The sequence below is a fragment of the Streptomyces sp. NPDC058864 genome, assembly GCF_042742985.1.
GTDB lineage: Bacteria > Actinomycetota > Actinomycetes > Streptomycetales > Streptomycetaceae > Actinacidiphila.
In genome coordinates, this window is record NZ_JBHYMQ010000036.1 from 1 (window position 1) to 13,694 (window position 13,694).

At 73.8% G+C, this 13,694-nt stretch carries 11 protein-coding genes; 8 read left to right on the forward strand and 3 right to left on the reverse strand.

Annotation, left to right across the window (positions count from 1 at the left end):
- From ACFW3D_RS24935 to ACFW3D_RS24950, 4 genes are all read left to right on the forward strand, one after another.
- Window positions 1–454 (forward strand): C40 family peptidase (locus tag ACFW3D_RS24935; RefSeq protein WP_500507220.1); only part of this gene is annotated, 454 nt, incomplete at its 5' end.
- Between the two features lie 153 nt (window positions 455–607).
- The gene (locus tag ACFW3D_RS24940) at window positions 608–1,663 is read left to right on the forward strand and encodes a C40 family peptidase (protein WP_500507222.1); all 1,056 of its coding nucleotides are present in this window, start codon (window positions 608–610) and stop codon (window positions 1,661–1,663) included.
- A 31-nt stretch (window positions 1,664–1,694) separates the two neighbouring features.
- Window positions 1,695–2,870 (forward strand): hypothetical protein, encoded by a 1,176-nt coding sequence (locus ACFW3D_RS24945; protein ID WP_500507224.1) that lies wholly within the window; start codon window positions 1,695–1,697, stop codon window positions 2,868–2,870.
- Window positions 2,867–3,976, forward strand: a complete 1,110-nt coding sequence (locus ACFW3D_RS24950; protein WP_500507226.1) for a M48 family metallopeptidase — start codon at window positions 2,867–2,869, stop codon at window positions 3,974–3,976. Before ACFW3D_RS24945 ends, ACFW3D_RS24950 begins: the two co-directional genes overlap by 4 nt.
- A 597-nt stretch (window positions 3,977–4,573) precedes the next feature.
- Here the strand turns inward: ACFW3D_RS24950 and ACFW3D_RS24955 are convergent.
- Window positions 4,574–5,098 (reverse strand): PadR family transcriptional regulator, encoded by a 525-nt coding sequence (locus ACFW3D_RS24955; protein ID WP_500507228.1) that lies wholly within the window; start codon window positions 5,096–5,098, stop codon window positions 4,574–4,576.
- A 111-nt stretch (window positions 5,099–5,209) separates the two neighbouring features.
- Here ACFW3D_RS24955 and ACFW3D_RS24960 point away from each other — a divergent pair, with 111 nt between their 5' ends.
- A complete protein-coding gene (locus ACFW3D_RS24960) occupies window positions 5,210–6,610 on the forward strand; it encodes an MATE family efflux transporter (RefSeq protein WP_500507230.1) in 1,401 nt (466 codons plus the stop codon).
- On the opposite strand, the gene ACFW3D_RS24965 is transcribed toward ACFW3D_RS24960, so the two are convergent.
- On the reverse strand, window positions 6,492–7,742 hold the full coding sequence (locus ACFW3D_RS24965) for a glycosyltransferase 87 family protein (protein WP_500507232.1): 1,251 nt from the start codon (window positions 7,740–7,742) through the stop codon (window positions 6,492–6,494). The two genes, ACFW3D_RS24960 and ACFW3D_RS24965, sit on opposite strands and share 119 nt — an antisense overlap.
- A gap of 134 nt (window positions 7,743–7,876) precedes the next feature.
- Between ACFW3D_RS24965 and ACFW3D_RS24970 the strand changes: the two genes are divergently transcribed.
- Together ACFW3D_RS24970 and ACFW3D_RS24975 are read left to right on the forward strand one after the other, a co-directional pair.
- Window positions 7,877–9,007, forward strand: coding sequence for a glycosyltransferase family 4 protein (locus ACFW3D_RS24970; protein ID WP_500507234.1), 1,131 nt, complete (start codon window positions 7,877–7,879; stop codon window positions 9,005–9,007).
- A gap of 55 nt (window positions 9,008–9,062) precedes the next feature.
- Window positions 9,063–10,682: a GMC oxidoreductase gene (locus ACFW3D_RS24975; protein WP_500507236.1), complete on the forward strand. Its 1,620-nt coding sequence runs from the start codon at window positions 9,063–9,065 to the stop codon at window positions 10,680–10,682.
- Between the two features lie 85 nt (window positions 10,683–10,767).
- Here ACFW3D_RS24975 and ACFW3D_RS24980 read toward each other — a convergent pair whose 3' ends face one another.
- Window positions 10,768–12,564, reverse strand: a complete 1,797-nt coding sequence (locus ACFW3D_RS24980; protein ID WP_500507238.1) for an AMP-dependent synthetase/ligase — start codon at window positions 12,562–12,564, stop codon at window positions 10,768–10,770.
- Window positions 12,565–12,848: 284 nt separating this feature from the next.
- Between ACFW3D_RS24980 and ACFW3D_RS24985 the strand changes: the two genes are divergently transcribed.
- Window positions 12,849–13,616, forward strand: a complete 768-nt coding sequence (locus ACFW3D_RS24985) for a metallophosphoesterase family protein (protein ID WP_500507240.1) — start codon at window positions 12,849–12,851, stop codon at window positions 13,614–13,616.
- Window positions 13,617–13,694: the final 78 nt, after the last annotated feature.

Below are 13,694 nucleotides of genomic sequence, written 5' to 3' on the forward strand. Positions count from 1 at the left end.
GCTGCTCAACTCGCTGACCGCCGCCCAGCGCGCGTCCCTGGCCGCCGCGGAGAGCCGCGCCAACCGCTCCAACGAGCGCGTGGACCTGGGCAACGTCCCGCCCGCCTCCTCGCTGGCCGCCGCGGCCCTCTCCGCCGCCAAGACCAAGCTGGGTTCGCCGTACGTCTACGGCGCCACCGGCCCGAGCTCCTTCGACTGCTCCGGCCTCACCTCCTGGGCCTACGCGCAGGCCGGCGCCGGCATACCGCGCACCTCCCAGTCCCAGGCCAACGCGGGCACGCGCCTGTCGATGAGCCAGCTGGCGCCCGGCGACCTCGTGATCTTCTACGGCGACCAGCACCACGTGGGTCTCTACGCGGGCAACGGCATGGTCCTGCACGCGCCGCGCACCGGCACCGTCGTGCGCTACGAGTCCATCAACAACATGCCGTTCCAGTTCGGCGTCCGCATCTGAGAACCGGCGGAAGCACCGGAGCCCGTTGAACCTATCGGGTGATCTCGTACGGTGACGGCCGGGCGGTGACCTGCGCAAGCGGGGCGCGGTCCGGCCGCCCGGCGGTACCCGGTCTTTGAACTCCCGGTGTCCGGCTGACTACTGTCAGCCGACGTGCCATCCCATCGACGCATCCCGCAGCCCGGCCGGGCCCCGCGTACCTCAAGGGCCACGGTCCTGACGGCGGCGGCCACCGCCGCCGCCGCGATGGCCGGTGCGGCCACCACCGCGCAGACGGCCGCCGCCGACCCGGCGGACACCTCCGTCGACGTCGCGGCGCGCATCGACCACCTCTACACCCAGGCCGAGCGGGCCACCGAGCAGTTCAACGCCGCCCGCGAGAACACCCAGCGGCTGCGGCGCGAGGTCGAGGTGCTCCAGGACCGGGCCGCGCGCGGCCAGGAGCGGGTCAACCGGCTCCGTGACGACCTCGGCACGCTCGCCGGGGCCCAGTACCGCGGCGGGGGAGTCGACCCCACCCTCGCCCTGCTGCTCTCGCCCGACCCCGCGACCTACCTCGACCGGGCGGCCACCCTCGACCGGATCAGCAGCCGCGGCGACGCCCGCCTCGGCGAACTCCGCTCCGCCCAGCGCTTCCTGGACCAGGAACGTGCCCGAGCCACCGACCGGCTCGGCGAGCTCGAGCGGGCCCGCACCAGCCTCACCGCCCGCAAGAAGGCCGTGCAGCGCAAGCTGATGGCGGCCGCGCGCCTGGTCAACTCCCTCTCCCCGGAGGAACGGACCCGGCTCGCCCGCCGTCTGGAGGCCCGTGCCTCCCGTTCCGGCCGCACCGTCGACATCCCCGACCTCGGCCCGCTGTCCCTGCGCGCCGCGACGGCCGTCGCCGCCGCTCGCTCCGCCGTCGGCGCCCCCTACGTATGGGGTGCCACCGGCCCCGGCTCCTTCGACTGCTCCGGGCTGATGGTCTGGGCGTACCGCCAGGCCGGCGTGGGCCTGCCCCGCACCTCGCAGGCCCAGCTGAACGCCGGACGGCACGTGCCGCTCGGCCAGGCGCGCCCCGGCGACCTGGTCATCTACCGCGGCGACGCCAGCCACGTCGCCATGTACGTCGGCGACGGTCAGGTCATCCACGCCCCCTACCCCGGTGCCCGGGTCCGCTACGACCCCGTCGCCATGCTGCCGATCTCCGCGGTGACCCGGCCCACGTGACCGTCGCCGCCGGGACCGTACGATCGGCGGCGTGGCACTCTTCCGCTCGCCGACCCGCGCCGTGGCCGCCGCGCTGTGCAGCGCGGCGGTGCTCCTCGCGGGCTGCGGGCCCTCGGGCGGCGGGGAGGCGGAGCACGCGCGCCCCGGGGACCCGGTCGTCCGGCAGTTGCTGGACCGGCGGGCCGACGCGGTCCTGGACCACGACGAGAAGGCGTACCTGGCCGACGTGACGCCCGCCCGGCACGCCGCCGAGCGCCAGGTCTTCCGCAACCTGCAGCAGCTCCCGCTCGCCTCCTGGTCGTACCGGCTGGTCTCCACGGAGGGCGCCGACCCGGTGACCGCGCGCGTCCAGTTGCGCTACCGCCTCAAGGGCTACGACAGCGCCCAGGTCACCACCGACGAGTCCCTGCTGCTGCGCACCGACGGCGGTGGACGCTGGCGGGTGGCCGGCGACGGCGATCCCGGGAGCCTGCTGTGGGAGCAGGGCGCGCTGCACGTCGTCCGCGGCAGCCACAGCCTCGTCCTCGGCACCGGAGACCGGGCGGAGCTGACCGGGTACGCCACCGACGCGGACCGTGCCGTCCCGCAGGTGCGGCGGGCCTGGGGCGGGCAGGGCTGGACCGGGCGGGTGGTGCTGGAGGTGCCCTCCTCCCTGCGGCACATGGGGCAGCTGCTGGACGCCCCCGCGGAGACGTACGCGGGCGTCGCGGCCGTCACCACCGGCGAGGCCGGCGGCAACGGCACCGCCCCCGCCGGACGCGTCATCGTCAACCCCGAGGCCTTCGCCGGGCTGTCGGCCTTCGGCCGCCAGGTCGTGCTCACCCACGAGACCACCCACGTCGCCACGCGCGCCGCGACCACCTCCCGCACCCCGATGTGGCTCTCCGAGGGCTTCGCCGACTGGGTCGCCTACCGGGACTCCGGGCGTGCGGCCGGGAGCCTGGCACCCGAGCTGCGCCAGGACGTCACGGCCTCGGGCCCGCCCGGACACCTCCCCGCGGACGGCGACTTCGCGCCCGGCGCGCCCGCGCAGGCCCAGGCGTACGAGGGTGCCTGGCTGGCCTGCCGGCTCATCGCCGACACCTGGGGCGCCGACCGGCTGGTCGCGCTGTACCGTTCCGGTGCGGATCTGCGCGGCACGCTCGGCATCGACGAGGACGACCTCACCGAGCGCTGGCGCGCCTACGTCGAGGGGGAGTTGGGATGAGCGGCACGGACGGGGACTTCACGCCGGAGGAGACCGCCCGCGGCAGGGCGCTGCGCCGCGAGCAGCTGCCCCACGTGCTCGGCGGCCGCCTCGCCGGGCTCGCGTTGCTGCTCGTGCTGGGGCTGAGTCCCGCGGGCGCCGCCCTCACCGGTCTGTTCGGCGACGACCGGGCCCTTCGCGTCCTGGCCGGCGGCCTCCTGCTGGTGCTGCTCCAGCAGGCCGTCACCCTGCCGTTCTCCGCCCGGGTCCGCGTCGTCCGGCGCCGCTACGGGCTCGTCACTCAGGGCTGGGGCGGCTGGGCCGTCGACGTCCTGCGCGGGCTGCTGGTCTCCGTGCCGCTCGCGCTGGCCGCGCTGTACGGCTACTACGGACTCGGCTGGGCCTGGGCGGCCCTGGGCGCCGTCTGCGCGGCCGTCGTGCTGTCCTGGCTCGCCCCGGTGGTCCTGGAGCCGCTCTTCAACCGCTTCCGGCCGATGGAGGACGGGCCCCTGCGCGATGCCCTGCTGGCGCTGGCCGAGCGGGACCGGATCCCCGTGCGGGCGGTGCTCGTCGCCGACGCGTCCCGGCGGACGACCGCGCTCAACGCGTACGTCTCCGGCTTCGGGCGCACCCGGCGGATCGTCGCCTACGACACGCTGCTCGGCACGGCCCCGGCGGCGGAGGTCGAACTCGTCGTCGCCCATGAACTCGGGCACGTCAAGCACCGTGACGTGCTGCGCGGAACTCTGCTCGGCGCCGTCGGCGCGGGAGCGGGGGTGTGCCTGCTCTCCGCGGTCATGGCCGGCTCCTCCTACGGCACCGGCGACCCGCGCGGGCTGTTCCTGCTCGCCGCGGTGGCCGCGGTGCTGTCGGCGTGCGCCGGACCGCTCGGCTGCGCGGTGAGCCGGCGCGTCGAACGGCGGGCGGACACGCACGCGCTGGAACTCACCGGGGACGCCGAGCGGTTCATCGCCATGCAGCGCAGGCTCACCGTCACCAACGTCTCCGACCCCGACCCCCCGCGCCTCCTGCACACCCTCTTCGGCACGCACCCCACCCCCGTCCAGCGCATCGCCGCCGCCCGCGCGTTCGCCGTCGCGGGCCAGGGCGCGGGCCAGGTGTACTGACCCGCAGCGTTGTTGCCGCGGGGCACGGGCGGGTGGCCGCCGGACGCGGTGTGACAGCGGTGCTGGGTGTGGAGGCAGTCCGTCAGGGCTTCGGTGCGTTCGACCTCGCCGGCCCCGCAGACAGGGGAAGCACTCGCGGTGCGGCCAGGAGCCGTCGGCCAGGGGCCGCCCGACGCGGTCGGCAGCGGCGGCACCGAAGAACGCCGCGGCGCGTGCCGCCCCCTGCGACGGCGCCGCGGCCGGGTGTCCCGGCGGCGCGCGCTCGCGGGACCGTTCGCCTCCGGACGCCGGGCCGTCCGGCGTGTGGGCTGCCTTCGTGTGCCGTCGGTGAGGTCCGGGCGGCCGGGGTGTGGGCCGATTCCGGAGGTACGGCTTCCCGGCTGCCCGGCCCCGTGGGCCTTCCGGGCCGGGCGCACGCACGGCTCGGACCAGCCGTCCGGTGCGCACCGGCCGTACGCGCTCGCGGGACCGTTCGCCTCCGGACGCCGGGCCGCAGGCGTGCGGCCCGCACCCGGAGGCAGCGCTTCCCGGCTGCCCAGGGCCGTGGGCCGGGGGCGTGGGCACCCGTCCCCCCACCCGGCCCCGTAGGGCCCCGCGTCAGGCGGTGAGGTCCGCCAGGGCCTCCGTGAGCCATTCGCGCTCCGCGCGACCCGTGGCGCGGGCGATACGCAGCATGCCCTGGCGGAAGGGGTCGGCCGTGTCCTCCGCGCGTACGGGTCTGCCGCGGTCGTAGAAGAAGCTGGCCGGGGTCTCCAGGAACTCCAGCCGGCGCCGCAGCACCGCGGCCTGGGCCGTGGTGTCGGGGAGGTGCCGCAGGAAGGCCAGCACGGCGAAGAAGCGGGTGGCGTCGGTGATCTCGATCGGCTTGGGGTCGCGGAGCCGGGAGAGCAGCCGCGTGCGTCCGGCGTCGGTGAGCGAGAGCACGCGGCGCGGTGCGGCGCCGACGCCGGGCTCGGTGTGCTGGCTGACCAGTCCGGCCGTGGCGAGGCGGTTGATGGCCGGGTAGAGCGCGCCGTCGCTTACCGGGCGGACATGACCGTTGAGTGCGGCGATGCGCTCCTTGAGCTCGTAGCCGTGCAGGGATTCCTCGTACAGGAAGCCCAGGATCGTGAGCTCCAGCACCGTTCGCCACCTTTCCCGATCATGCGTTCGGACTTGTCCGTCCGGGCCCATGATGATACCTCTAACCGAGCTACCTCGAATCGAGGTATCGCATTAGGGGGGGGGAGACCCATGACGCACCGCGCCCGACTGGCCGCGCTGGCCGGCCCGGTCTACCTGGAACTGCTCGCCGGCGTCGTCGCCGGGATCATCGACGTGCTGTGGGTGGCCCGGCTCGGCGGCGGGGGAGCGGCCGTCGCGGCCGTCGCGGTGGCCACGAACACCGAGAACGTGCTCCTCGGGATCGTGCTGATGGCCGCGCAGGGGACGACGGTGCTGGTCTCCCGGGCCGCCGGGGCGCGGGACCCGGCGGCGGTCAGGGCGGCGGTGCGCGGCGGCTGGGGGCTGTGCGCGCTGCTGATCCCGCTCGTGGCCGTGGGCGGGTTCGTGTGCCGGGAGCCGCTGGCGGCCCTGCTGCTCGGTGGGCACGGCGACCCGGCGGCGGTCCGCCTCGCGGCGGAGTACTTCGCGGTGTCGCTCCCCGGCACGGCGGTGTTCTACGCCCAGAACACCCTGGACGGCGTCTTCAAGGGCGCCGGCGACACCCGTACCCCGATGCGGCTCGCCCTGCTGGCGGGTGGGTTGATCCTGCTCCTCGACCCGTTCCTGATCCATGACCTCGGGGTGCGGGGTGCGGCCGTGGCCACCGTCGCGGGCCGGGCCGCCGCCCTGGCGGCCGGGCTGGCGCTGCTGCGCCGCAACCCCCTGGTGCGGCGGGCCGCGAGCGTCCCGCCCGCGGAACCGGTGGCGGCCGCGGTGCGCCGTACCGCCGTGACGGGGGCGCCGATGGCCGCGGACTTCCTGGTGCGGATGGCCGGCACGCTGACCCTGGTGGCGATCGTGGCCCGGCTGGGCGTCGCCCAGGTCGCGGCGTACGGGATCGCGACCAAGGCGGTGTACGTGGCGACGATGGGCTTCTACGCCGTGCGCCAGGCGGCCTCCATCCACACCGCGCACCACCTCGGCGCGGGCCGCGACGAACGGCGCGCGATCGGCCGCCAGGCCCTGCTCCTCGGCGCCGGACTCGGCCTCGCCGCGGCGGTCGTGCTGCTGCCCGCCGCGCCGTGGGTCATGGCCGCCTTCGGTGCGGAGCCCGGGGTGGCGGCGGCCGGGACGGCGTTCCTGCGCACCCTGGGGCCGTACCTGGTGCTGCTGGCGTGCTTCATCGCCCTGGGCGGCGTCTTCCAGGGCGGCGGCGGGGCGGCACTGCTGGTCCGGGTGACCCTGGTGGGCACGGCGGTGCAGCTGCCGCTGGCCTACGTGCTGGCCGTCCCGGCCGGACTGGGCCTCGTGGGCGTGGGCGGCGCGCTGGCCGCGGCCGCGGGGCTGCAGTGCCTGGCCGTGACGACGGCCTTCACCAGGTCAGCAGCTTCTCGGCGTCCTCGTCGTGCTCCGGCTGACGCGTCGCGGTTGCCTTGCGCGGCTTCTCCGGCAGGCGGGCAGAGGCCACCCACAACCGGCGGCAGGCGATGACCGAGGCGGCGACCAGCAGCCCGTTGCGGAGCAGCAGCAGTGTGATGCCGAAGTTCGTGCTGCCGACGACGTCGCCGAAGCGCACCGGGAACTCGTACAGGGTGAGCACCGTCGCCGCCAGCACCAGCGCCGCGGGCAGCGCCATCACACTGGCCCGCAGCGTGAGGCAGACGGCCGCCAGGCCGATCAGCCAGATCATGTACTGGGGGCTGATCACCCGGCTGGTCGTGGTGAACAGCAGGACCGCGGTGAACGCCGCGTCGAACGGCGTCTGCGGGCCGTACGTCCGCGCCCTCAGCCGCCACAGCAGCAGCCAGGCGAAGGCGGCGATGGTCAGCCCGAGCGCGATGTTGCTCACCAGGCCCACATGGGGCCCGAGGAACTCCATGGAGCCGTAGTTGAGCTGCACCTGCCCCTGCCAGCCGTGGTGCCGGGCGATGTGGAAGACCAGGGCGCCCAGGGACTCCACCTCGGTGCCCCGCTCGCCCTGGAAGCGCAGGAAGGCGAAGGCCCCCGGCATCCACAGCCAGAAGCCCAGGGCGAGGACGCCCGCCCCTGCCACGGCCGCGGTCCAGATGCGGCGGTCGCGCACCCCGGTGAGCAGCAGCACCGGCCAGACCTTGAGCATCGCGCCGAACGCGATCAGCGCGCCCGCGACCCTGGGACGGCGGACCGTCGCCAGCAGCGCGGCCATGGCGACGGCGGTGACCATCACGTCGTAGCGGGCGTACGCGGTGGGCCCCAGCAGCGGCACGCCGACCACCCACACCCAGGCGCCGGCCGCCCGCCGCCCCTCGCCGCGCGAACCGCGCAGCAGCAGCGCGAAGGCGACCAGGTCGGCGGCGCAGGCGAGCCAGAAGAAGGCGGTCGCGTACTCGAGGAACGGCAGCACCGCGGGGGAGAGCACCGCGAGCGCGGCGGCGGGCGGGTACTGCCAGGTGACGTCGTGGTGGGGGAAGGTGCCGGACCGCAGGACCTCGTACCAGCCGTGGTAGATCACCGAGACGTCGGTGGTCACGTCCAGCGGGGACAGGCTGAGCACCTTGAAGACGTAGAGCAGCAGCAGGACCCTGGTGGCCACCCAGGCGAGGACCGGCCCGACCGGGAGCCGCTTGCCGCTGTCGCCTGCCATGTCCACCTCGTCGAATCGGTTCTGCTGTGATGATGCACGATGCCGGTCTCAGCCGTGGACAGGCGTGTGGAGCTTAGACGCGCGGGGGGCCGCGGTCGGTTGCCGCGGACCGCACCGGATACCCTCGGCGACGTATGGACAAGACCCTGATCGTCACCAACGACTTCCCGCCACGTCCCGGTGGCATCCAGGCGTTCGTGCACAGCATGGCGCTGCGCCTCGATCCCGGCCGGGTGGTGGTGTACGCGTCGACCTGGCGGGACGGCTCCGAGGTCGCCGCGTTCGACGCCGAGCAGCCCTTCCCGGTCGTACGTGATCGTACGACGATGTTGCTGCCGACCCCGAGGGTGACCCGGCGGGCAGCCGCGCTGCTGCGCGAACACGGCTGCACGTCGGTGTGGTTCGGGGCGGCGGCCCCGCTCGGGCTGATGGCGCCCGCGCTGCGGAAGGCGGGGGCGCGCCGGCTGGTGGCGACGACCCACGGGCACGAGGCGGGGTGGGCGCAGCTGCCCGCGAGCCGCACGCTGCTGCGGCGGATCGGCGAGGGCACCGACACGATCACCTATCTGGGCGAGTACACCCGGTCCCGGATCGCCCGGGCGCTGACGCCCGAGGCCGCCGGACGCATGGTGCAGCTGCCGCCCGGCGTCGACGAGAAGACCTTCCACCCGGCCTCCGGCGGCGAGGCGGTGCGCGCCCGGCTGGGGCTCACCGACCGGCCGGTCGTCGTCTGCGTCTCCCGACTGGTGCCGCGCAAGGGCCAGGACACCCTCATCGAGGCGATGCCGCTGATCCTGGCCGCCCAGCCGGACGCCGTCCTGCTGGTCGTGGGCGGCGGCCCCTACGCGGACGACCTCAAGCGGCTCGCCGAGCGGACCGGGGTGGCGGAGTCGGTGCGGTTCACCGGGGCCGTGCCCTGGGAGGAGCTGCCCGCGCACTTCGGTGCCGGCGACGTCTTCGCCATGCCGTGCCGCACGCGCCGCGGCGGGCTCGACGTCGAGGGGCTCGGCATCGTGTACCTGGAGGCCTCGGCCACCGGGCTGCCGGTCGTCGCGGGCGACTCCGGCGGGGCGCCGGACGCGGTGCTGGACGGCGAGACCGGCTGGGTGGTGCGCGGCGGGGAGCCCGGGGAGGCCGCCGAGCGGATCCTGGCGCTGCTGGGCGACGCGGAGCTGCGGCGCCGGATGGGCGAGCGCGGCCGCAAGTGGGTCGAGGAAGCCTGGCGGTGGGATCTGCTCGCCGACAGGCTGAAGGCCCTGTTGTAAAAGACCATGAGCGTACGGTATGGGCGGAATCCTCCATTCCGCCCATGATGCGCCCATGACAGTAAACCTGACGCGCCGTCAGATACTGGGCATGGCCGCCCTGCAGACGGCATCCGTGATGGGACTCACCCGCATCGGGCTCTCCCCGGCCGCCGCGGCGGACCGGGAACCGGCCGGTCACGTGCCGGCCGTCGTCGTCGGCTCCGGCTACGGAGGCGCGGTCGCGGCGTTACGCCTGGCCGAGGCGGGCGTGAGCACCCTCGTACTGGAGATGGGGCGGGCGTGGGACACGCCGGCCTCCGACGGCAAGGTCTTCTGCAACACCGCCTCGCCGGACCGGCGATCCATGTGGTTCCGCACCCGCACCGCGGCCCCGCTCGCCACCTTCCTCTGGCTCGACGTGGTCAACAAGGACATCGCCCCGTACCCCGGCGTCCTGGACCGCGTCGACCACCCCGGGATGTCCGTCTACGTCGGCCGCGGCGTCGGCGGCGGCTCCCTCGTGAACGGCGGCATGGCCGTCACGCCGGACCGAGGCTACTTCCGGGAGGTGCTCCCGCAGGTCGACGCCGACGCCATGTACGGCACGTGGTTCCCGCTGGCCAATCGCATGCTCGGGGTCAACACCGTCGCGCCCGACTGGTTCGAGAGCACCGAGTGGTACCGGTTCACCCGCGTCTCCCGCGCCCAGGCCGCCAGGGCGGGGCTCGCCACCACCTTCGTGCCCAACGTGTACGACTTCGGGTACATGCAGCGCGAGGCCGCGGGCACCGCCACGAAGTCCGCCCTGGCCCAGGAGGTCATCTACGGCAACAACTTCGGCAAGCGCAGCCTCGACCGGACCTACCTCGCGGCCGCACTCGGCACCGGCAAGGTCACCATCGAGACCCTCAGCCGCGTCAAGGCGATCCGCCGCGAGCCCGACGGCACCTACGTGCTCACGGTCGCGCAGACCGACCTCACCGGCGCCGTCGTCGCCACCCGCGAGGTCGGCTGCGGCGCCCTGTTCCTCGGCGCGGGCAGCCTCGGCACCACCGAACTGCTGCTGCGCGCCCGGGACACGGGCGCCCTGCCCGACCTCAGCCCCGCCGTCGGCAAGGGCTGGGCGGGCAACGGCAACATCATGCTCGGCCGCGCCAACCACCTGTGGAACCCCACCGGCGCCCACCAGTCGACCATCCCCGTGATGGGCATCAACGACTGGAACAACGCCGCCAACCCGGTGTTCGCCGAGATCGCCCCGCTCCCCATCGGCCTGGAGACCTGGGTGAGCCTCTACCTCGCGATCACCAGGAACCCCGAACGGGGCACCTTCGTCTACGACCCGGCCACCGACGCCGCCGTGCTCAACTGGACCCGCTCCCAGAACCAGCCCTCCGTCACCGCCGCGAAGACCCTCTTCGACCGCGTCAACCGGGCCAACGCCACCATCTACCGGTACGACCTGTTCGGCGGCAACCGCGTCTTCGCGGACGACTTCTGCTACCACCCGCTCGGCGGCTGCGTCCTCGGCAGCGCCACCGACGCCTACGGCCGCGCGAACGGCTACGACGGCCTGTACGTCGTCGACGGCTCGCTCGTCCCCGGCTCGATCGGGGTCAACCCGTTCGTCACCATCACCGCCCTGGCCGAGCGCACCATGGCCAGGGTCCTGGCCCAGGACGGCATCACCTAGGAACGCCGGTGGCCGCCTTGCGCACGAGGCGTACGGCGGCCACCGTCAGCGTGGGTGAGGGCCCGTCGGAGAGGGCCCCCAGGGCTCACTTGCCGTAGATCGCGGCGATCTCGTCCGCGAAGTCCCGCAGCACCACGTTGCGCTTCAGCTTCAGCGAGGGCGTCACGTGACCGGACTCCTCCGTGAACTGCGTCGGCAGGACGCGGAACTTCTTCACCGCCTCCGCCTTGGACACCGCGGCGTTGCCGTCGTCCACCGCCGACTGCACCTCGGCCAGCAGCTCCGGGTCCTCGCGCAGTTCCGCGACGGTGCGGCCGGACTTGCCGTGCTGCTCGGCCCAGCGGGGCAGGAACTCCTCGTCCAGGGTGACCAGGGCGCCGATGAAGGGCTCGCCGTCGCCGACCACCATGCACTCGGCGACCAGCGCGTGGGCGCGGATCCGGTCCTCGATCACCGCCGGGGCGACGTTCTTGCCGCCCGCGGTGACGATGATCTCCTTCTTGCGGCCGGTGATGGTGATGTAGCCGTCCTCGTCGAGCGTCCCGATGTCGCCGGTGTGGAACCAGCCGTCGGTGACGGCCTCGGCGGTGGCCGCCTCGTTGTTCCAGTAGCCGGAGAACAGGTGCTCGCCGTGGAGCAGGACCTCGCCGTCGTCGGCGATGCGGACCGTGGAGCCCGGCAGGGGCTGGCCGACGGTGCCGATCTTGGTGCGGTCCCAGGGGTTGAAGGCGGTGGCCGCGCAGGACTCGGTCAGGCCGTAGCCCTCCAGCACCGTGAAGCCGATGCCGCGGTAGAAGTGGCCCAGCCGCTCGCCCAGCGGGGCGCCGCCGGAGACCGAGTACTCGGCGCGGCCGCCGAGCACGGCGCGCAGCTTGCTGTAGACCAGCCGGTCGAAGACCTTGTGCTTGAACTTCAGGCCGAGCGAGGGACCGCTCGCCGAGTCCAGTGCGCGGCTGTACTCGATCGCCACGTCGGTGGCCTTGTCGAAGATCCTGCCCTTGCCGCCGGCCTGCGCCTGGGCGCGCGCGGAGTTGTAGACCTTCTCGAAGACCCGCGGCACGCCCAGCAGCAGCGTCGGCCGGAAGGCGGCCAGTTCGCCGGTGAGGTTCTTGACGTCGGCGACGTGCCCGAGCTTGATCGGCGCCATGAGGGCGGCGACCTCGACCAGCCGGCCGAAGACGTGCGCGAGCGGCAGGAAGAGCAGGATCGAGGAGTCGCCGGTGCGGAAGAGCGGCTTCAGGCGCTCCACGACGTTGCCGCACTCGGCGAAGAACGCGCGGTGCGTGAGCACGCAGCCCTTGGGGCGCCCGGTGGTGCCCGAGGTGTAGACGATGGTGGCCGGGGAGTCCGCCTTGGCCCAGGCGCTGCGCTCGTCCACCGTCGCGTCGGCGACGTCCGTGCCCGCCGCGCCGAGGGTATCGACCGCACCCGCCTCGATCCGCCACAGGTGCTTCAGTTGCGGCAGGCGGTCGCGCACCGACTCCACGGACTTCTCGTGCGCCTCGCTCTCCACGACGGCCGCGACGGCGCCCGAGTCGCCGAGGATCCACTCGATCTGCTCGGCGGAGGAGGTCTCGTAGACCGGGACGGTGACGGCGCCCGCGCTCCAGATGGCGAAGTCGAAGAGGGTCCACTCGTACCGGGTGCGGGAGATCAGGGCCACCCGGTCGCCGGGCTGCACGCCCGAGGCGATCAGGCCCTTGGCGGCGGCACGGACCTCGGCGAGGAAGGCGGTGGCGGTGACGTCCGCCCAGTCACCGGCCGCGGTCTTCCGGGCGATGACGGGAACATCGGGGTGCTGAGCGGCGTTGCGGCGGATGAGATCAGTCAGGTTCCCGTCCGCGGGGACCTCGTAGAGAGCCGGAAGGCTGAACTCGCGCAAGACTGCTGCTCCTCATCGGCGCCGGCGGCGGTGCTGGCTGCGTCCACTGCATGGTTGAGCGTGGAACGGACGGCCTGGACGTTACCCACCGGTAAAGCTTCTGCGGTAGGGGGTGCCGTGTAGATGTTTTGTGTGTCACATCGTCGTCACACGCCGGACGGCCACCGCGGCACAGTGTGGATCCACTGGTCGGAAGCCTAGTCGAGGCCCCCGGTGACCCGCAGGTAACCGCGGCCCCGGTGCGCCCTCCCCAAGCCCGCGCGGCGCGTCCTAAAGTGATCGTCATGCGGGTCCATGTCGTCAGTGACGTCCACGGTGCCTCCGAGGCCCTCGCCAAGGCCGGCGACGGCGCCGACGCGCTGATCTGCCTCGGCGACCTGATCCTCTTCCTCGACTACGCCGACCACTCCCGGGGCATCTTCCCCGACCTCTTCGGCGCCGAGAACGCCTCCCGCATGGTCGGGCTGCGCACCGCGCTGCGCTGGGACGAGGCCCGTGCCCTCGACCGCGAACTGTGGGACGGCCTCGGCACCGACCGGCGCACCGCCATCGAGTCCGCCGTGCGCCGGCAGTACGCCGAACTGTTCGCCGCCTTCCCCACCCCCACCTACGCCACCTACGGCAACGTCGACATCCCCGCGCTCTGGCCGGAGTACGCCGGGCCCGGCACCACGGTGCTCGACGGCACCACCACCGAGATCGGCGGCCTGGTCTTCGGCTTCGTCGGCGGCGGGCTGCGCACCCCATACCGCACCCCGTACGAGATCGACGACGAGACGTACGCCGCCAAGGTCGAGGCCCTCGGCGAGGTCGACGTGCTGTGCTCGCACATCCCGCCCGCCGTCCCCGAGCTCTGCTACGACACCGTCGCCCGCCGCCTCGAACGCGGCAGCGAGGCACTGCTCGACGCGATCCGCCGGACGCGGCCCAAGTACGCGCTCTTCGGCCACGTCCACCAGCCGCTGGTGCGGCGGATGCGGCTGGGGAGGACCGAATGCGTGAACGTCGGCCACTTCAACTCCACCCGGACGCCATGGGCGCTGCAGTGGTGACCGCCCCGGCGGTCTCCGGCCACCCGACCAGGCGGTAGCCTTCACCAGCAGACATACAACAGCAGGTACGACGCGACG

Excerpts from the sequence above, each read along its gene's own strand:
- ACFW3D_RS24975 (WP_500507236.1), top strand. The coding sequence starts at position 9,063 with ATGACAGTAAACCTGACGCGCCGTCAGATACTGGGCATGGCCGCCCTG.
- ACFW3D_RS24960 (WP_500507230.1), top strand. The coding sequence starts at position 5,210 with ATGACGCACCGCGCCCGACTGGCCGCGCTGGCCGGCCCGGTCTACCTG.
- ACFW3D_RS24950 (WP_500507226.1), top strand. The coding sequence starts at position 2,867 with ATGAGCGGCACGGACGGGGACTTCACGCCGGAGGAGACCGCCCGCGGC.
- ACFW3D_RS24970 (WP_500507234.1), top strand. The coding sequence starts at position 7,877 with ATGGACAAGACCCTGATCGTCACCAACGACTTCCCGCCACGTCCCGGT.
- ACFW3D_RS24985 (WP_500507240.1), top strand. The coding sequence starts at position 12,849 with ATGCGGGTCCATGTCGTCAGTGACGTCCACGGTGCCTCCGAGGCCCTC.
- ACFW3D_RS24965 (WP_500507232.1), bottom strand. The coding sequence starts at position 7,742 with ATGGCAGGCGACAGCGGCAAGCGGCTCCCGGTCGGGCCGGTCCTCGCC.